Genomic DNA, 18,203 nt, shown 5'->3' on the forward strand with positions numbered 1-18,203 from the left:
GGTGAAATGAAAGGAAAACCGAACTTTTCATCACGTTTTTTGTTTTCAAAAAATATGTACAAAAGATATGGTTTCACCCTCAAATCCGGAAGAAAACATCACAAAAAAAGCCTATTTTGCACAAGGTTATTGTTTCTCTGCATAGGATATGCTAATATATAGCTACTAAAATTCATATGATATACGCTGAAGGATCAATAGTACTTAAATCCTCTTCACAAAGCGAACTAGGGACGGTGGGAGCCTAGAGAATGGTTTAAGGAAAAGGCAATCTGGAGTATATACAGACGAAGGTGGATACATTTTGTATCAACCAGGGTGGAACCGCGGGAAAAACTCTCGTCCCTGGGCATATTGTTGATATGCCCAGGGACGAGAGTTTTTTTGTACCCGCTCTTTTTGTTTCGCTTGAATCACTACCATTTACAGGAGGAATTAGAATGTCAAAAACAATGGATCAAATCGTATCTCACGCTAAACACCGCGGCTTTGTATTTCAAGGATCTGAAATTTACGGCGGTCTTGCAAATACATGGGATTACGGCCCGCTTGGCGTAGAATTAAAAAACAATATTAAAAAAGCATGGTGGAAAAAATTCATTCAAGAATCTCCATACAACGTTGGTTTAGACGCTGCGATTTTAATGAATCCAAAAACATGGGAAGCTTCTGGTCACTTAGGAAACTTTAATGACCCAATGATCGACTGTAAGGATTGTAAAGCCCGTCATCGTGCCGATAAATTAATTGAAGAAAAACTTCAAGAAAAAGGCATTGAAATGATCGTAGACGGCCTTTCATTCGATGCAATGGCTGACTTAATTAAAGAACATGAAATTACATGTCCTGAGTGTGGTTCAGCTAACTTCACTGAAATTCGTCAATTTAACTTAATGTTCAAAACGCACCAAGGTGTTACTGAAACATCAACAAATGAAATTTACCTTCGTCCTGAAACAGCTCAAGGTATTTTCGTAAACTTTAAAAACGTTCAGCGCTCAATGCGTAAAAAGCTTCCGTTCGGTATCGGCCAAGTGGGTAAAAGCTTCCGTAACGAAATTACACCTGGTAACTTCACATTCCGTACGCGTGAATTTGAACAAATGGAACTTGAATTCTTCTGTAAACCAGGCACTGAATTAGAGTGGTTTAACTACTGGAAAGAAACATGTAACAAATGGCTTCTTTCTCTTGGTATGAAAGAAGAAAACGTTCGTCTTCGCGACCATGATGATGATGAACTTTCTCACTACAGTAATGCCACAACAGACTTTGAATACAAGTTCCCATTCGGCTGGGGCGAACTATGGGGCGTAGCTTCTCGTACAGACTATGACTTAAAACAGCACATGGAACACTCTGGAGAAGACTTCCAATATGTTGATCAAGAAACAAACGAACGCTATGTACCTTACTGCATCGAGCCTTCTTTAGGTGCTGACCGTGTAACATTAGCTTATATGATTGATGCTTATAAAGAAGAAACGTTAGAAGATGGATCTTCTCGTACAGTTATGCAGCTTCACCCTGCTTTAGCACCATTTAAAGCTGCTGTATTACCACTTTCTAAAAAGCTTTCTAATGAAGCTCGCGCTGTCTTTGAAGATTTAGCAAAATACTTTATGATTGACTATGATGATGCTGGTTCAATCGGTAAACGTTACCGTCGCCATGATGAAATCGGTACGCCGTTCTGTATTACATTCGACTTCGATTCATTAGAAGACAATCAAGTAACAATCCGTAACCGCGACACAATGGAACAAAAACGTGTAGCAATTAGCGACCTTAAAAATATCATTGAAGAAGCAACTCAGTTTTAATTAAAAAATAAGCGTATGGCTGCTTCAGCCATACGCTTTACTTTTGATTTGAATCTTCTTGAAGGCGTTCTAACACCATTTGATACGCATCGCTTCCATAATTCAAGCAGCGTTTAACACGGGAAATAGTCGCTGTGCTTGCTCCAGTTTCCGTCTCAATTTTATGGTACGTGTTGCCTTCTCTCAGCATTCTTGCCACTTCTAAGCGCTGTGCTAATGATTGAATTTCATTAACTGTACATAGGTCATCAAAAAATTGATAGCATTCTTCAATGTTTTCTAATGATAAAATCGCTTGAAATAGCTGATCTAATTCTTTTCCTCGTAGTTTGTTGATTTGCATCGTATCGAACTCCTTTATCATTGGCTTTCTTTACTGGTTGTTTCTATCTATAAAATACAGTTTCTATATTTGTTTGCACATACATTCATTCTGTATGAAGACAGCCAATTTCATACAAATTTCAAATTCCTTTGATACTTTTATATTTTAACGCATTATAGACGGAAAAAGTACTTTTTTATTCATAACATCATAAATTCCTACTGGCGTGATACGAATATAAGGCAAATGTGTAGACGAAAAGAACAGCAGTGAATAGACAGGATCATCGTGTTTGTATCCTCGCTCACACAGCACTTTCTTGAGTTCTACCTCTCGTTTACTTAATTCCTCCATCGGCAGATTCGACATGACTCCTTTTAACGGAAGATCCAGTTCGTATACTACTTTCTCATCTTCGGTAATGACAATACCCCCTCCAATTTCTTTCATACGTTTAAATGCACACATCATATCTTTTTTCGATTTTCCAATTAAAATAAAATCACCGGTATTTGAAAATGAACTCGCCAGTCCCGATACATTTGTCGCAAATCCTTTTAACAGGGTATTGATCCGCCACTTGCCTTCTCGGTCCACCAGCACTAAAAAACTTTCATCATGATCAGAGGCTAATACATCTCCGCTCACATTCAAGTGAATTGAATACGGCTCCATAATAACAGCATTTTTCATTTTTACGCCTACTGGCATTGAAAATTGAAAATCGTCCATCGTTAAATCAAAGTCCAACTTTAACGGGGAAAAACCAAACTTTTCCCAAGGAAATTCTGCTGAGGCTAATGCTTGTTCTTTGCCTTCTTTTTTCATCCACTTTCCTTTTGCTAGCACAGAGACTGGAGTAGGCCGCATAGGATCTTCTAAAATATTAATATTAGCCACACAGCCTGTTGCTACATGCCCGTGCAAATGTTCCATGTTATAATAGCGAGCAATATTTACAGACACCATATTATAAGCATCTAACAGGGGAACCCCTTCTGAAATAGCTAATGTAATTAACATATCTGACACGCCATTTTGGTAAAAAGAAGGCGGAGAACCGTCTGTATTCATCGTAATATGGTCAAAATAATCTACCTGCAGCTCTTTTAACTCCTGAAGCAATTTTGGCAAATCCGGCCGAATTGAAGAGTGGCGTAAAGCAACGTCATAACCTTGTGTTAACCGAGCAACAACATCTTCCCCCGTCATAGACTCATGATCGCTGTCTGCTCCGAGCAATTTCATTTTTGCCAAGGTAAATGCTGATGCCCCCGGGAAATGTCCTTCAATGTGCTTTCTCATCCTTTTTGTCTCTTGAACCCAGTGAAGCATTAAATCATCTCCGTCTAAAAGCTTCGGCCAACTTGTCAGTTCGCCTCCTTGTAAGACAGCTTCATTTTGTAGCCAAGAAGTAATGTTCGTGTGTGAGAAGATGTCAGCCTCTTCATCAATTTCCGTCTGGGAATCAAATCTGCACCACCAGTACAGCGATTGTGGTAACGTTTTCATTTCTTCAATCAATGAAAATGCCGTTTTTTGTTCAAGCTGTAAAGCGAGAATTAAATTATCATTAAATAAAGTCGTTGTTCCATGCTTGGCTGCATATTGGGAAAAAGTCTGGGGATTATATAACTGAAACGGGTGAACATGCGGCTCAATATACCCAGGAACCACATATTTATCACTGCAGTCTATAATCTCTGTAGAAGCGTCTGTGTGCTTAGGCATCTCTGAGCCAACGTATACAATACGATCTTGGTAAACCCAAATATGTGCTTTTTTCCACTGCTTCATTCGAGCGTTCAAATATGTTGCATCTTTTAAGACAATAGTTGGTGCTTTTTGACCGTTTAATACTAAGAGCTGCTGTCTAATATGTTTGCTTTTCCAGCGGTATCTTTGTTCCGGCATGCTAAATTCCCCCTAATTTACTATGTATTTTTATCGTAACACATCCGTGATGTAAACGCATTCAGAAACTGTTATTAATTTTATGAATAAAGGTGATAAAACATGAAACCAAATATCGGTATTGTTAACGCATTAATTCGACTTACACTGGGCTTTACCCTTCTTTCTTGGACAACATCTCGTTTATCTCGCAGACCGTACAAAGATTCATACATCTTCTTAGGGTTAATGGGAGCTTTAAAAGTTGCAGAAGGCATCACGCGTTTTTGCCCCCTTACGTACGCATATGATTCATGTCAAAAACATGATGAACATGAACACCATCCAAATGGAAATGAAGAAACGTATAATCCTTCATAAGGTAAAAAGGAGAGCCTAGGCTCTCCTTTTTTATTTTAAAGCTGCTTTTGTTAATGCACGATGACCGATGTCTTTGCGATAGAAAAAGCCTTTTTCTACATCGATATGAGCCATTTGCTTGTATACTTCTTGCTGCGCTTCTTGAAGAGTTGCTCCTTTAGCACCTACTAATAGAACACGGCCGCCGTTTGAAACGTATGTGTCGTTTTCTAAAGCTGTACCAGCGTGGAAAACAAGCGCGTCTTCACTAATCGCATCCAAACCGTTAATTGGCGCACCCTTTTGATAATCTTCTGGGTAGCCTGCTGCTGCTAATACGATTCCGATAGCCGCTTCATCATCCCATTCAATTTCTACTTTTTCTTCTTTCAAAATGCGAAGAAGCACGTCGACTAAATCGCTTTTCATACGCGGCAGTACGACCTGTGTTTCAGGATCTCCAAAACGCGCATTAAATTCAATAACTTTTGGTCCTTTTTGTGTTTGAATCAGACCAGCATATAGAATTCCTGTATACTCACAGCCTTCTTCAGCTAATCCTTTAGCCATTGGAAGTAAGATGTTTTCTACAGCCTCTTGTACTTCTGCATCACTGATTTGCGGAACAGGAGAGTAAGCTCCCATGCCTCCTGTGTTCGGACCTTGATCGCCGTCAAAAGCACGCTTATGATCTTGTGCAATTACCATTGGATATACATTTGTACCGCGTACAAATGCCATTAATGAAAATTCTTCACCATCCAAAAATTCTTCTACAACTACTTTTGCACTTGCTTCTTTAAATTTTTGGTCAACTAGAAAATCACGTAATGTATCTACAGCTTCTTCCACTGTTAAAGCAACAGTTACACCTTTACCAGCCGCTAAGCCGTCTGCTTTAATAACAATTGGAGCGCCTTGCTTTTCCACATATGCTTTTGCTTCCTCGTAAGACGTAAATGTTTCATACGCTGCGGTTGGAATATCATACTTTTTCATGAGCTCTTTTGCAAAGCTTTTGCTTCCTTCAATCATCGCTGCTTGTTTGCGCGGTCCAAAGACTGGAAGACCTTCTTGTTCAAATCGATCAACAATGCCTTCAATTAGCGGATTTTCTGGTCCAACAATTGTTAATCCAATCTTGTTTTCTTTTGCAAATAGCACAAGTTCTTCTTGGCTGCTTTCATCGATTGGTACAATCGTTGCCACATCTCTCATGCCCGGATTTCCTGGTGCTACAAACACTTCGTTAACAAGTGGACTTTTTGAAGCTTTCCATGCAATTGTATGCTCTCTTCCGCCTTTTCCAATAACTAAAACATTCACGTTCTTCACCTCATTAATGTTTAAAATGTCTTACGCCTGTAAATACCATTGCAATGCCGTATTCATCTGCTTTTGCAATTGACTCTTCATCACGAATTGATCCGCCTGGCTGAATAATAGCTGTGATTCCTGCTTTAGCTGCTGCTTCTACTGTATCCCCCATTGGGAAGAACGCATCTGAACCTAAAGCTGAACCTTGTGCTTTTTCAGCAGCTTGTTCAATCGCAATTTTTGCAGCGCCTACGCGATTCATTTGACCCGCTCCTACGCCAATTGTCATGTCATCTTTTGCAAGTACAATAGCATTAGACTTAACATTTTTAACAACTTTCCATGCTAATTTTAAATCTGCCCACTCTTTTTCTGTTGGCTCACGTTTCGTTGGAACAGTAATCGTTGCATCATCAAATCCGAATACATCTTCATCCTGAACAAGCACGCCGCCTTTTACAGATGTTAAGAAAGCTTCTTTTTCTGCCTTTTCATCAAGTTCGATCGTTAGTAAACGAAGGTTTTTCTTAGCTGTTAATACATCTAATGCTTCTTGATCGAACGCAGGAGCAATGATGATTTCTAAGAAAATTTCTTTTAACTGAATAGCCGTTTCACGGTCGATAGGACGGTTAGCTGCTACGATACCGCCAAAGATAGATGTAGGATCTGCTTCGTATGCTTTTTGATAAGCTTGAGCAATTGTTTCACCCACACCTACACCGCAAGGATTCATATGTTTGATCGCTACGATAGCCGGCTCTTTGAATTCTTTTACGATTTGAAGAGCTGCATTTGCATCGTTGATATTATTGTATGATAACTCTTTTCCATGGAGCTGCGTAGCTGTTGCAATAGAACCTTTTTGTGTTAACGGCTTTTTATAGAAAGAAGCTTGTTGGTGCGGATTTTCTCCGTATCGTAAGCCTTGAACACGCTCATACGTTACTGTTAATTTCTCAGGAGTTGTTTCACCTGTAATGTTTGTTAAGTATTCAGCGATTAATGCATCATAAGCTGCCGTGTGACGGAATACTTTTGCTGCTAATCGTTGATTAGTTTCAAATGAAACATTGCCATCAGCTTTTAACTCTTCTACTACGGTTGCGTAATCGCTTGGATCTACTACAACTGAGACAGAACGATAGTTTTTCGCAGCTGAACGAAGCATTGTAGGTCCACCGATGTCAATATTCTCAATCGCTTCAGCAAGCGTTACATCCTCTTTTTCAATTGTCTTTTTAAATGGATATAAGTTTACAACTACAAAGTCGATTGGCGAGATATTATGCTCTTTCATTTGTGCTTGATGCTCTTCATTATCGCGTAACGCTAATAAAGCACCGTGAACGTTAGGATGCAATGTTTTTAAACGACCGTCTAAAATTTCTGGAAAATCAGTTACTTCAGAAATTCCGATAACGTCAATGCCGTTTTCTTCTAGCGTACGTTTTGTACCGCCAGTTGAAATAATTTCTACTCCTAAGTCCTTTAATTCTTGTGCAAATGAAACAATACCTTCTTTATCAGATACGCTAATAAGTGCGCGTTTTGCTGTCATTTTGTAAACTCCTCCTGATCCGATCTCTCATTTAAAATCTTTCTTTCACTACTACTCTACCATAGTAAAGGATTAAAACTTTTTTGACAAGGTTACATCCTATTTATTTAACTGCGGCTTGTTCAAATAATTCATTTAGTACCGCGGGATAAAATTGATGTTCAATTTCATGAATGCGGGCCTCAACGGTTTCTCTTGTATCGCCTTTTTCAATGCGAATAGCCTGCTGATCAATAATTGGTCCTGTATCCATTCCTTCATCTACAAAATGCACGGTAATTCCAATCACTTTTACTCCTGCATCAAAAGCTTGACCAATAGCATCAATCCCAGGAAATGCAGGTAAAAGCGACGGATGAATATTAACAATACGATTTTTGTATGGCTTAAGCAACGTCGAACCAACTAATCGCATATATCCTGCTAAAACAAGAAATTCTACTTTAGCTGATGTAAGCTCTGCAAGAATTGCTGCTTCATACGCTTCTTTGTTTTCATAGTTTTTAGGCGAACAAACAAAGCATGGTATTCCACATGCTTTTGCTCGTTCAATTACGTATGCATCGGGTTTATTGCAAACAACAAGCGCAATATTTGCTTTTAATCGACCTGACTGAGTTGCTTCGTAGATGGATTGAAAGTTACTGCCGTTTCCAGAAGCAAACACTGCAATATTTATCATGCAAACGTCCCTCCAGCAAATTCAACACCTGTTCCTTCTTTTACACGTCCGATAACAAATGCTTTTTCGCCTTCGTTTTCAATTGCTTCAATGACTTTATTCATATCTTCAGGTTCAACAGCTAAAACAAATCCGATTCCCATGTTGAATACTTCGAACATTTCTTTACGGTCTAGCTTGCCTTGCTCTTCAAGGAAATCAAACACGTATGGAATTGGCCAAGAACCGTAATCGATTTCTACACCTAAACCTTCAGGAAGCATACGAGGTATATTTTCAACAAACCCGCCTCCAGTAATATGAGCCATACCTGCAATCTTAGCTGCATGTAATGCTTTTAGGACCGGCTTCACGTATATTTTTGTTGGCGTTAATAACTCAACTCCAAGCTTTTCGTTAAAACCAGCGTAAGTTTCTTGAAGATTTAATCCTTGATCATCAACGATTTTACGTACAAGAGAGTAGCCGTTGCTGTGAATACCGCTAGATGAAATACCGATCAACAGCTGTCCAGCTTTAATCTCATCTCCAGTAATAATTTCTGACTTTTCTACTGCTCCTACTGTAAACCCTGCAAGATCATATTCATCTTCTTCGTATAAACCTGGCATTTCAGCTGTTTCTCCGCCAATTAACGCACAGTTAGATTGTTCACAGCCGTCTGCAATTCCTTTTACAATCGATTCAATTTTTTCAGGAACTGCTTTCCCGCAAGCAATATAATCTAAGAAGTAAAGTGGCTCTGCTCCTTGTGCTAAAACGTCGTTTACACACATGGCCACTGCATCCACACCGATTGTGTCATGCTTATCCATTTGAAAAGCAAGTTTCAATTTTGTTCCTACTCCATCTGTACCAGAAACAAGAACAGGCTCTTTTAAATTCAATGTAGATAAATCGAACATTCCGCCAAAGCCGCCGACTGTTCCCATAATACCTGCACGAGCAGTGCGTTCTACGTGCTTTTTAATACGTGAAACAGCTTCATATCCTGCTTCTAAGTCAACTCCAGCTTGTTTATATGAATATGACATGTTGTCACTCCTTTTTTACGTTAAAACTAACAAGTTACCTTTTCATGAGGGTGTACAGTATCTGGATAAATTTCAGTTGGATACTTTCCAGTGAAACATGCCATACACTGTCCGCCGTTGCCTTCATACTGTCTGCCGATTGCATCTACTAACCCTTCGTTGCTTAAGAAAACAAGTGAATCAGCTTCAATCAATTCACGAATTTCTTCAACAGAGCGTGTAGCAGCAATTAGCTCAGAGGATGACGACGTGTCAATTCCATAAAAACATGGATTTTTGATAGGGGGTGAACTGATGCGTACATGTACTTCAGTTGCTCCTGCTTCTCGAAGCATACGAACAATGCGACGGCTTGTTGTGCCGCGAACGATAGAATCATCTACCATGACAACACGTTTACCCTCTACAATTTTACGTACAGGAGACAGCTTCATTTTTACACCTTGTTCACGCAATTCTTGTGAAGGCTGAATGAATGTACGGCCTACGTATCGATTCTTAATTAAACCTAATTCGTATGGAATTCCTGACTGTTCTGCAAAACCGATCGCTGCTGAAATACTTGAATCGGGAACGCCTGTTACAACGTCTGCCTCAATCGGTGACTCAACTGCAAGTTGTTTCCCAAGGTTTTTACGAGCAGAGTGAACATTGATTCCATCAATATTGCTATCTGGTCTTGAGAAATAAATATATTCCATACTGCAAATTGCACGGTTTACATTTAATGTGAAACGTTCTGATTGAATACCTTCATCGTTAATAATAAGTAATTCACCCGGCTCTACATCACGCTCATGAACTGCTCCAACGATATCGAACGCACATGTTTCAGAAGCTACTACATAAGCATCACCTAATCGTCCAATTGATAACGGACGCAATCCGTGAGGGTCAAGTGCAACCATCATCGTATCTTCTGTTAAGATAACGAATGCGTATGCGCCTTTAACCATTGATAAAGCATTTTTTACTTTATCTTTCATATCTTCATAGCCGCTTCGTTTAATTAAATGAGCAAGTACTTCTGTATCCGATGTTGATTGAAAAATACTCCCTTGGTTTTCCAGCTGATGCTTTAATGCATTTGCATTAACCAAGTTTCCATTATGAGCTAACGCAAGGCTTCCGCTATGAGAGCGGAAGTGAAGGGGTTGAACATTTTCAAACCCTCCGCCTCCAGCTGTTGCATAACGAACGTGTCCAATTGCTGCTTTACCGTTTAGTTGCTCTAACTCTCCGTGGCCAAATACTTCGTTAACAAGACCGACACCTTTCATTACTGTCACTTTTTCTCCGTCTGTTACAGCAATACCAGCGCCTTCTTGTCCGCGGTGCTGCAAGCTATGCAAACCGTAATAAGCAATCTGGCTTGCATTTTCATGTCCCCATACACCGAATACGCCACATTCTTCGTTTAAGCCTTTGATTTCAGCAAGCATGGAAGCGCTCCTTTCCAAGCAGTAGTTAATTCTTCAACTGATAATTGAACAAGAACATTTTCTTGATGTTTAACAGTTAATGTTGCGTCTTCTGTTACGCGTCCTACTAATGTTACATCTTGTACAAGCATTTCGAATTTTTCTTTATTCTCTGGAGAAACCGTTACGATAAAACGCGATTGTGTTTCACTGAATAGCTCTGCTGTTGCTTCGCCGTCTACCGTTACGTCCACACCTAATCCGCTGCCGTTCATCACTTTTTCAGCTAGTGCTACCGCGAATCCTCCTTCTGCAAGATCGTGAGCAGATTGAACTGCGCCTTCACGAATTGCTTGAAGAAGCTGATCTTGACGTGTTTTTTCAACTGCTAAATCTAATTTAGGTGAATGCCCAAATACCGTACCGTTTTCTAGTACTTTTTGAAGCTCAGTACCTGCGAATTCTGCTTCAGCTTTACCAATCACATAGATTAAGTCATCTTTTTGCTTCGCATATTGAGTTGTAATATGGTTGAGATCGTCGATCAAACCAACCATTCCGATAACAGGAGTTGGGTAAATTGCTTCACCTTTTGTTTCATTGTAAAGAGATACGTTACCGCCGATAACCGGAGTCGATAGCTCACGGCAAGCGTCACTCATACCGTCTGTTGCTTTTTCAATTTGCCAGAAGATTTCTGGTTTTTCAGGGTTACCGAAGTTTAAGCAGTCTGTAATTGCAAGAGGCTGGGCACCTGAACATACAAGGTTACGAGCAGCTTCTGCTACTGCAATACGGCCGCCTACTTCTGGGTCTAGGTATAAATAGCGAGAGTTGCAGTCTGTTGTCATCGCTAATGCTTTATTTGTATCACGTACACGAACAACCGCCGCATCAGATCCAGGAGATACAACTGTGTTTGTACGTACTTGATAGTCATATTGGTTGTAAACCCACTCTTTGTTTGCAATAGTAGGCTGTTTTAAAAGTGTTACTAACATATCACTGTGATTTTCAACAGTAGGAGCATATGCTGACTGCTCTTGGAACTCACGATAGTATGCTGGTTCTTGAGATGGCTTGTGGTATACCGGTGCATCTTCTGCTAATGCATCTACAGGAACATCTGCTACTACTTCTCCGTTGTGAGTTAAACGAAGGCGCTTATCGTCGGTTACGTGACCAACTGAAACAGCTTCTAATCCATATTTTTCTACGATTTCTACGATTTCATTTTCACGGCCTTTTTCAACAACGATAAGCATGCGCTCTTGAGATTCTGAAAGCATCATTTCATATGGTGTCATACCTGTTTCACGCTGAGGTACAAGATCAAGGTTCATTTCAATACCAGAACCCGCTTTACTTGCCATCTCTGCTGAAGAACTTGTTAAGCCCGCAGCACCCATATCTTGAATACCGACTAAAGCGTCACACTTGATAAGTTCTAAGCAAGCTTCAAGAAGAAGTTTTTCCATAAATGGATCTCCTACTTGTACAGCAGGACGTTTTTCATCTGACTGATCAGATAGTTCTTCAGAAGCAAATGTTGCGCCGTGGATGCCGTCGCGGCCTGTTTTTGCTCCTACGTACATAACCGTGTTGCCAACGCCTTTAGCTTGACCTTTTTGAATGTCTTCGTGATTAATTAAACCCACACACATAGCGTTAACAAGCGGATTTCCTTCATATGAAGCTTCAAACTGAATTTCTCCGCCTACTGTTGGGATTCCTACACAGTTACCATAACCTGCGATTCCCGCTACTACTTCCTCAAACAAATGACGAACCTTTGGAGATGTTAATTCACCAAAACGCAAAGAGTTTAAAAGTGCAATCGGTCTTGCTCCCATTGAAAAGACGTCACGAATGATACCACCTACACCAGTTGCTGCTCCTTGATAAGGTTCAATCGCTGATGGATGGTTATGACTTTCGATTTTAAATACAACGGCTTGGTTGTCACCAATATCAACGATACCAGCTCCTTCACCAGGACCTTGTAATACTTTTTCACCCGTGATAGGGAATTTTTTCAGTACAGGCTTAGAGTTTTTATAACTGCAGTGCTCTGACCACATAACAGAGAATAAGCCTGTTTCTGTATAATTAGGAGTACGACCAAGCAGTTGCTCTACATTCGCAAACTCTTCGTCTGTTAATCCCATGTCTCGATATAACTTTTGTTCTTTAATTTGCTCTACATTTGGTTCAAGAAGTAACGACATTTTGTTCCCTCCACTGCTTTACGATTGATTGAAATAATTTAAGTCCGTCCGCGCTTCCTAAAAGATCGCTTACCGCTCTTTCTGGGTGAGGCATCATTCCTAATACGTTGCCTGTTTCGTTCGTAATCCCTGCAATATCTTGAAGACTTCCGTTTGGATTATCACCTGCGTATTGGAAAAGAATCTGGTTGTTTTCAATCAATTTTTGTAACGTGTGTTCATCACAATAGTAGTTGCCTTCACCGTGTGCCACTGGAATAGCAATTACTTCATCTTTGCCATAAGCATTTGTAAACATTGTTTCGTTATTAGCTACTTTCAAATTCACTGTTTTACAGATGAATTTTAAGTTTTCATTACGGCGCATAGCACCTGGCAGTAATCCTGCTTCTAATAAAATTTGGAATCCATTACATACACCTAGTACTGGCTTTCCTTGGCTTGCTGCTTTTTTTACAGCGTCCATTACATTTGAGAAACGAGCGATAGCACCTGAACGAAGGTAATCTCCATATGAGAAACCACCTGGAAGCAAGATACCATCATATTGATCTAATGATTCTGTATCGTGCCAAACGTAATCTACTTCTTCACCAAGCTCATCTTTGATAGCATGATACATATCGACGTCACAGTTTGATCCTGGAAAAACAATTACAGCAAATTTCACTGTACGACAACCTCCTCAACCTCGTAACGGTAATCTTCAATTACTGTATTAACTAAAAGCTTTTCACACATTTCTTTTACGCGTTCATCTAATGAATCTGTGCTGTCGATTGTTAGCTCTAAAAATTTACCGATGCGTACTTCTTCTACTTCTTCATAAGACATACGGTGCAATGAATTTTTAACGGCTACTCCTTGAGGGTCTAATACACTTTCTCTTAATGTGACAAATACTTTTACTTTATACATGGTTGGGTTATCCTCCGATTCGCTGTAAGATTTTTTCGTATGCTTCTGTTAAACCGCCTAAATCTCTGCGGAATACATCTTTATCTAATTTTTCGTTCGTATGAACATCCCAGAAGCGGCAAGTGTCAGGTGAAATTTCATCCGCTAAAATAATGTCGCCTTGAGAAGTACGGCCGAATTCTAATTTAAAATCTACTAAGAAAATATCTTTATCTTTGAAAAATTTCGATAATATTTCGTTGATTTGAAGTGCTTGTGCCTTTAAACTATCAATCTCTTCTTGAGTTGCAGCCTTAAGGAAAATCGCATGTTCTGCAAGAATTAATGGATCACCAAGCGCATCGTCTTTGTAATAAAGTTCAACGATTGGCTGTTCAAAACGAATACCTTCTTCTACGCCAATTCGCTTCGCAAGGCTTCCTGCTGTAGCATTTCGTACAACAACTTCAAGCGGGACAATTTCTACTTTCTTAACCGCTTGTTCATGATCTGAAAGCTGCTTCACAAAGTGAGTTGTAATCCCTTGCTCATGTAACATTGAAAATAGTAAACTACTAATTTGATTGTTCAACTGTGCTTTTCCGCTAATCTCCGCTTTTTTCTGACCGTTGAATGCTGTAGCTTCATTTTTATAAGCAACCCACAATACATCTTGCTCATCAGTAGCGTAAATTTTTTTCGCTTTTCCTTCATAAAGTAACTCTTGCTTTTCCATGCTGTCACCTCTACATACAGAATATTCAGATACACTTTCTTAGATAAAGGCAAGGACGTGCCTTGCCTTTTTTATTAAAGACCTAAACGTTCAAAGATCATATCTACATTTTTTAAATGGTGCTTATGATCGAAGCAATCTTCAATCTCTTCTGGTGATAAGTGGCGAGTAATGCGCTCTTCGCCTTCAATTAAAGAACGGAAAGGAACTTGCGTTTCCCATGCTTCCATTGCTTTTGGCTGTACTAAGTCGTATGCTTCTTCGCGTACCATGCCTTTATTGATTAGTGTTAACAGTACACGCTGTGAGTAAATTAATCCTAGTGTACGATCCATGTTGCGCTTCATATTGTCAGGGAATACTGTTAAGTTTTTAACAATGTTTGCAAAACGATTTAACATGTAATTTAAAGCAATCGTTGCATCAGGTAAGATGACACGCTCTGCTGATGAATGAGAGATGTCACGCTCATGCCAAAGCGGTACATTATCATAAGCTGTAACCATATAGCCACGAATTAAGCGAGCAAGTCCCGTTACGTTCTCAGAACCGATTGGATTACGTTTATGAGGCATTGCAGATGATCCTTTTTGACCTTTTGCAAAGTACTCTTCAACCTCACGTGTTTCACTCTTTTGAAGACCGCGAACTTCTACTGCAAATTTCTCAATAGATGTCGCAATTAACGCTAGTACTGACATATAGTGTGCATGACGGTCACGCTGTAATGTTTGCGTAGAGATTGGTGCTGGTGAAATTCCTAACTTCTCACACACGTATTTTTCAACGAAAGGATCGATGTTAGCGAACGTTCCAACTGCTCCTGACATTTTACCGAATTCCACTTCAGCTGCAGCACGTTTTAAACGCTCTAGGTTACGCTTCATTTCTTCGTACCATAATCCCATTTTCAAACCAAATGTCGTTGGCTCAGCGTGTACACCGTGCGTACGTCCCATCATAACCGTATACTTATGTTCTTGAGCTTTTTCCTTTAGTACTTCTACAAAGCGCTCTACGTCACTTAGCAAGATTTCATTAGCTTGCTTTAATAAATAAGATAGAGCTGTATCAACTACGTCAGTTGAAGTCAAACCGTAGTGTACCCACTTGCGCTCTTCACCAAGCGTTTCAGATACTGCACGAGTGAAAGCTACTACGTCATGACGCGTTTCTAATTCAATTTCATTGATGCGGTTAATATCAAAAGATGCATTTTGACGAATTAACTTCACATCTTCTTTCGGAATATGTCCTAATTCTGACCATGCTTCGCAAGCTAGAATTTCAACTTCTAACCAAGCTTTAAATTTATTTTCTTCTGTCCAAATAGCTGCCATTTCTGGTCTTGTATAACGTTCAATCATGTTGTTACTTCCTCCGTTCTTTCCCAAATTCCTAGAGATTCGGCTTTTTCTATCGCCTCATCTATCTTATCAGCTAATACCGTGATATGTCCCATTTTTCTCTTCTCTTTTGCAACTTTTTTTCCGTACAAATGCAAGTGCATATCATCTAAACATTCGATTTTTGCCATTGTGTTCTCAATATGCTCCCCTAATAGGTTAACCATAACAGCAGGTTTTAATAAAGTCGGCTGTGCTAGGGTCCAGTTACAAATGGCTCTTACATGCTGCTGAAATTGAGAAAGATCACAAGCATTGATTGAATAATGACCTGAATTATGAGGTCTAGGTGCCATTTCATTTATATAAAGCTGACCTTCTTCAGTTAGGAACATCTCAACTGCTAATGTACCAACTAAATCTAATCCCTTTGCTATTTCTTGCGCATATTGAAGAGCTTTCGCTTCTTGATCTGCTGTAATACGTGCCGGAACAATCGTTTGGTGCAAAATATGATGCTTATGAATGTTCTCAGCTACTGGTAAACATACCGTTTCGCCTTTTGCATTGCGGTGTACAATAACTGATACTTCTTTATCTAAGTTCATCCACTGTTCTACAATGCATTCCGACTGTGCTAATAGCTCAGCTGCTTCACGAATATTATTCTCATTTTTCACTAGAACTTGCCCTTTACCGTCATATCCGCCTCGGCAAGTTTTTACGACACATGGATAACCAATTGTTTCGACAGCTTTTAAAAGTTCTTCTTCAGTCGTAACGATTGCGTAATCAGGAACGTCTAGATTAAGCTTTGTAATCATTTCTTTTTCTAAACGACGATTTTGTGTAACGGCTAGTAAATGACTGCCTTGTGGCACGTAGCATTTTGTTTCTAGCCATTTCATCATCTCAACATCAACGTTTTCAAATTCATAGGTGATGACATCTGACACTTCAGCAAGCTGTTCAACCGCTTTTCTATCATCATAGTTGCCAATGACTTTAATATCTGCTACTTGACCGCAAGGAGAATCTTCTGTTGGTTCAAGCACTGCAATGTAATAACCCATTTCTTTAGCAGATAGTGCAATCATTCTTCCTAGCTGTCCACCGCCTACGATTCCAATTGTTTTACCAGGAGGTATAAGTAAATTAGACAAGTTGATCACTACTTTCTAACACGGATGATTTAATAGACTCTCTACGATTTTCAAGTTGATCACTTAACGTTGGATCCTGTGTTGCTAAGATTTGTGCTACTAGCAGGCCAGCGTTCGTAGAACCAGCTTTTCCAATAGCTACTGTAGCTACCGGTACGCCGCCCGGCATTTGAACAATCGATAAAAGTGAATCTAAACCGTTTAAGTTACTTGATTTAACCGGTACACCTATTACAGGTAAAATTGTTTTTGCAGCAATCATACCAGGTAAGTGAGCAGCGCCACCAGCGCCAGCAATAATAACTTTAATCCCTCGTTCTTTAGCAGTTTCAGCGTACTCAAACATATAATCCGGCGTTCGATGTGCTGATACAACTTTCTTTTCATATTCAATATTTAATTCATCTAAAATGTCACACGCATATTTCATAGTGCTCCAGTCTGACTGACTGCCCATTACAACAGCAACTTTTACATTCATGAATAAAAGCTCCTTTTTCACGTTATAAAAAAACCTAGGGTACGTTATGGCTCACTAAAGGAAAGCCACAACTACCCTAGGTTTCATGTATCAACATTCCTTTTGAAAAGGAATCATGTTTACCTATTTAGTAATTGTACTCTCCTCATAGTCCAATGATTTACGGTCATCGGGTAGAAACTCGTGGGCCATATTCCCACTATTATATGAGGTTTCGGATATCTCAATTGACAACTTAATAATAACAGCCAAACCAGAAAAAAGTCAACCCAAAAATCGAATGTTTACTATTTTTATCATTAAAATGTTCGTATTTAGAGACTTTTCCCTTCGAAAACAATCTGTTGCTTTACCGGAACATACTCTTTTTTACCATTTATTTCTTTTTCTTCAAAGATAGGCTTTTCCATGCGTCGAACGGGCATATACCCATCTTTTTTCATCCGATCTAAACAACTTGCGATTGTTTCATTTTCCTGTAATTCGTATAGTACTTTTTTTGATTTCTTACCCAAAATGCAGCCTCCAGTTTGAAAGAAGTTTCTTACAACGTCAAAAAGAACTTTTATAATAAAAAATTAAATGAATCCACTATAGTGTAACATAATTTAAAAGTTAAATTCACGCTGTAATTTTTAGAAACAAAAAAAGACTAGTCATTGAATGACTAGTCTTTTTATTGGCCTGGCAACGTCCTACTCTCACAGGGACAAAGTCCCAACTACCATTGGCGCTAAAGAGCTTAACTTCCGTGTTCGGTATGGGAACGGGTGTGACCTCTTCGCTATCGCCACCAGACAAGAGATTGCTCTCTCAAAACTAGATAACAGTTCGCTGAGTAAAGCTTACGCTTTTAAAGTTTGGTTAAGTCCTCGATCGATTAGTATCAGTCAGCTACACATGTCGCCACGCTTCCACCTCTGACCTATCAACCTG

The 18,203-nt window shown here is 39.5% G+C and carries 17 protein-coding genes, 1 rRNA gene and 1 riboswitch; of the genes, 2 read left to right on the forward strand and 16 right to left on the reverse strand.

Features of this window, described 5'->3' with window-relative positions:
• The first annotated feature begins 440 nt into the window (after nucleotides 1-440).
• Entirely contained in the window at nucleotides 441-1,823 is a 1,383-nt protein-coding gene (locus ACFX4E_RS23360; protein WP_377238970.1) for a glycine--tRNA ligase, read from the forward strand.
• Between the two features lie 37 nt (nucleotides 1,824-1,860).
• Here the strand turns inward: ACFX4E_RS23360 and ACFX4E_RS23365 are convergent, their stop codons facing one another.
• Both ACFX4E_RS23365 and ACFX4E_RS23370 read right to left on the reverse strand, forming a co-directional pair.
• Nucleotides 1,861-2,166 (reverse strand): YerC/YecD family TrpR-related protein, encoded by a 306-nt coding sequence (locus ACFX4E_RS23365; RefSeq protein ID WP_013055048.1) that lies wholly within the window; start codon nucleotides 2,164-2,166, stop codon nucleotides 1,861-1,863.
• 147 nt (nucleotides 2,167-2,313) lie between these two features.
• Complete coding sequence (locus ACFX4E_RS23370) at nucleotides 2,314-4,062, reverse strand: adenine deaminase C-terminal domain-containing protein (RefSeq protein ID WP_028410198.1); 1,749 nt, start codon at nucleotides 4,060-4,062, stop codon at nucleotides 2,314-2,316.
• Nucleotides 4,063-4,164: 102 nt separating this feature from the next.
• Between ACFX4E_RS23370 and ACFX4E_RS23375 the strand changes: the two genes are divergently transcribed.
• Nucleotides 4,165-4,422, forward strand: coding sequence for a YgaP family membrane protein (locus ACFX4E_RS23375; protein WP_016762773.1), 258 nt, complete (start codon nucleotides 4,165-4,167; stop codon nucleotides 4,420-4,422).
• A gap of 30 nt (nucleotides 4,423-4,452) precedes the next feature.
• Here the strand turns inward: ACFX4E_RS23375 and purD are convergent, their stop codons facing one another.
• From purD to rrf, 14 genes are all read right to left on the reverse strand, one after another.
• Nucleotides 4,453-5,727, reverse strand: coding sequence for a phosphoribosylamine--glycine ligase (gene purD / locus ACFX4E_RS23380; RefSeq protein ID WP_025752919.1), 1,275 nt, complete (start codon nucleotides 5,725-5,727; stop codon nucleotides 4,453-4,455).
• Between the two features lie 13 nt (nucleotides 5,728-5,740).
• Nucleotides 5,741-7,279: a bifunctional phosphoribosylaminoimidazolecarboxamide formyltransferase/IMP cyclohydrolase gene (purH, locus tag ACFX4E_RS23385; RefSeq protein WP_098433731.1), complete on the reverse strand. Its 1,539-nt coding sequence runs from the start codon at nucleotides 7,277-7,279 to the stop codon at nucleotides 5,741-5,743.
• Between the two features lie 103 nt (nucleotides 7,280-7,382).
• A complete protein-coding gene (gene purN, locus ACFX4E_RS23390) occupies nucleotides 7,383-7,961 on the reverse strand; it encodes a phosphoribosylglycinamide formyltransferase (RefSeq protein ID WP_014461934.1) in 579 nt (192 codons plus the stop codon).
• Complete coding sequence (purM, locus tag ACFX4E_RS23395) at nucleotides 7,958-8,995, reverse strand: phosphoribosylformylglycinamidine cyclo-ligase (protein ID WP_013081441.1); 1,038 nt, start codon at nucleotides 8,993-8,995, stop codon at nucleotides 7,958-7,960. The genes purN and purM overlap by 4 nt, the downstream gene beginning before the upstream one ends.
• 26 nt (nucleotides 8,996-9,021) lie before the next feature.
• On the reverse strand, nucleotides 9,022-10,437 hold the full coding sequence (gene purF / locus ACFX4E_RS23400; protein ID WP_013055041.1) for an amidophosphoribosyltransferase: 1,416 nt from the start codon (nucleotides 10,435-10,437) through the stop codon (nucleotides 9,022-9,024).
• Complete coding sequence (purL, locus tag ACFX4E_RS23405; protein WP_377238971.1) at nucleotides 10,413-12,644, reverse strand: phosphoribosylformylglycinamidine synthase subunit PurL; 2,232 nt, start codon at nucleotides 12,642-12,644, stop codon at nucleotides 10,413-10,415. The genes purF and purL overlap by 25 nt, the downstream gene beginning before the upstream one ends.
• The gene (gene purQ / locus ACFX4E_RS23410) at nucleotides 12,628-13,314 is read right to left on the reverse strand and encodes a phosphoribosylformylglycinamidine synthase subunit PurQ (protein WP_013055039.1); all 687 of its coding nucleotides are present in this window, start codon (nucleotides 13,312-13,314) and stop codon (nucleotides 12,628-12,630) included. The genes purL and purQ overlap by 17 nt, the downstream gene beginning before the upstream one ends.
• Nucleotides 13,311-13,562: a phosphoribosylformylglycinamidine synthase subunit PurS gene (gene purS / locus ACFX4E_RS23415; RefSeq protein WP_013055038.1), complete on the reverse strand. Its 252-nt coding sequence runs from the start codon at nucleotides 13,560-13,562 to the stop codon at nucleotides 13,311-13,313. Before purS ends, purQ begins: the two co-directional genes overlap by 4 nt.
• A gap of 7 nt (nucleotides 13,563-13,569) precedes the next feature.
• On the reverse strand, nucleotides 13,570-14,277 hold the full coding sequence (purC, locus tag ACFX4E_RS23420) for a phosphoribosylaminoimidazolesuccinocarboxamide synthase (RefSeq protein ID WP_013055037.1): 708 nt from the start codon (nucleotides 14,275-14,277) through the stop codon (nucleotides 13,570-13,572).
• A 74-nt stretch (nucleotides 14,278-14,351) separates the two neighbouring features.
• A complete protein-coding gene (gene purB / locus ACFX4E_RS23425) occupies nucleotides 14,352-15,644 on the reverse strand; it encodes an adenylosuccinate lyase (protein ID WP_013055036.1) in 1,293 nt (430 codons plus the stop codon).
• Nucleotides 15,641-16,786: a 5-(carboxyamino)imidazole ribonucleotide synthase gene (gene purK, locus ACFX4E_RS23430; RefSeq protein ID WP_013081438.1), complete on the reverse strand. Its 1,146-nt coding sequence runs from the start codon at nucleotides 16,784-16,786 to the stop codon at nucleotides 15,641-15,643. Before purK ends, purB begins: the two co-directional genes overlap by 4 nt.
• Complete coding sequence (purE, locus tag ACFX4E_RS23435) at nucleotides 16,779-17,267, reverse strand: 5-(carboxyamino)imidazole ribonucleotide mutase (RefSeq protein WP_377238972.1); 489 nt, start codon at nucleotides 17,265-17,267, stop codon at nucleotides 16,779-16,781. The genes purK and purE overlap by 8 nt, the downstream gene beginning before the upstream one ends.
• 128 nt (nucleotides 17,268-17,395) lie before the next feature.
• Nucleotides 17,396-17,497: riboswitch (purine riboswitch) on the reverse strand.
• Between the two features lie 84 nt (nucleotides 17,498-17,581).
• Nucleotides 17,582-17,782 (reverse strand): NETI motif-containing protein, encoded by a 201-nt coding sequence (locus ACFX4E_RS23440; RefSeq protein ID WP_014461942.1) that lies wholly within the window; start codon nucleotides 17,780-17,782, stop codon nucleotides 17,582-17,584.
• 167 nt (nucleotides 17,783-17,949) lie between these two features.
• Nucleotides 17,950-18,065 (reverse strand): 5S ribosomal RNA (gene rrf / locus ACFX4E_RS23445).
• Between the last annotated feature and the right edge of the window lie 138 nt (nucleotides 18,066-18,203).

The organism is Priestia sp. YIM B13491 (assembly GCF_042787605.1).
In the GTDB taxonomy this organism is placed as follows: domain Bacteria; phylum Bacillota; class Bacilli; order Bacillales; family Bacillaceae_H; genus Priestia; species Priestia megaterium_E.

Bases quoted from the DNA above. Each gene is read 5' to 3' on its own strand.
- ACFX4E_RS23360 (WP_377238970.1), top strand. From the start codon at position 441: ATGTCAAAAACAATGGATCAAATCGTATCTCACGCTAAACACCGCGGC.
- ACFX4E_RS23365 (WP_013055048.1), bottom strand. From the start codon at position 2,166: ATGCAAATCAACAAACTACGAGGAAAAGAATTAGATCAGCTATTTCAA.
- ACFX4E_RS23370 (WP_028410198.1), bottom strand. From the start codon at position 4,062: ATGCCGGAACAAAGATACCGCTGGAAAAGCAAACATATTAGACAGCAG.
- ACFX4E_RS23375 (WP_016762773.1), top strand. From the start codon at position 4,165: ATGAAACCAAATATCGGTATTGTTAACGCATTAATTCGACTTACACTG.
- purH (WP_098433731.1), bottom strand. From the start codon at position 7,279: ATGACAGCAAAACGCGCACTTATTAGCGTATCTGATAAAGAAGGTATT.
- purN (WP_014461934.1), bottom strand. From the start codon at position 7,961: ATGATAAATATTGCAGTGTTTGCTTCTGGAAACGGCAGTAACTTTCAA.
- purM (WP_013081441.1), bottom strand. From the start codon at position 8,995: ATGTCATATTCATATAAACAAGCTGGAGTTGACTTAGAAGCAGGATAT.
- purF (WP_013055041.1), bottom strand. From the start codon at position 10,437: ATGCTTGCTGAAATCAAAGGCTTAAACGAAGAATGTGGCGTATTCGGT.
- purL (WP_377238971.1), bottom strand. From the start codon at position 12,644: ATGTCGTTACTTCTTGAACCAAATGTAGAGCAAATTAAAGAACAAAAG.
- purS (WP_013055038.1), bottom strand. From the start codon at position 13,562: ATGTATAAAGTAAAAGTATTTGTCACATTAAGAGAAAGTGTATTAGAC.
- purC (WP_013055037.1), bottom strand. From the start codon at position 14,277: ATGGAAAAGCAAGAGTTACTTTATGAAGGAAAAGCGAAAAAAATTTAC.
- purB (WP_013055036.1), bottom strand. From the start codon at position 15,644: ATGATTGAACGTTATACAAGACCAGAAATGGCAGCTATTTGGACAGAA.
- purE (WP_377238972.1), bottom strand. From the start codon at position 17,267: ATGAATGTAAAAGTTGCTGTTGTAATGGGCAGTCAGTCAGACTGGAGC.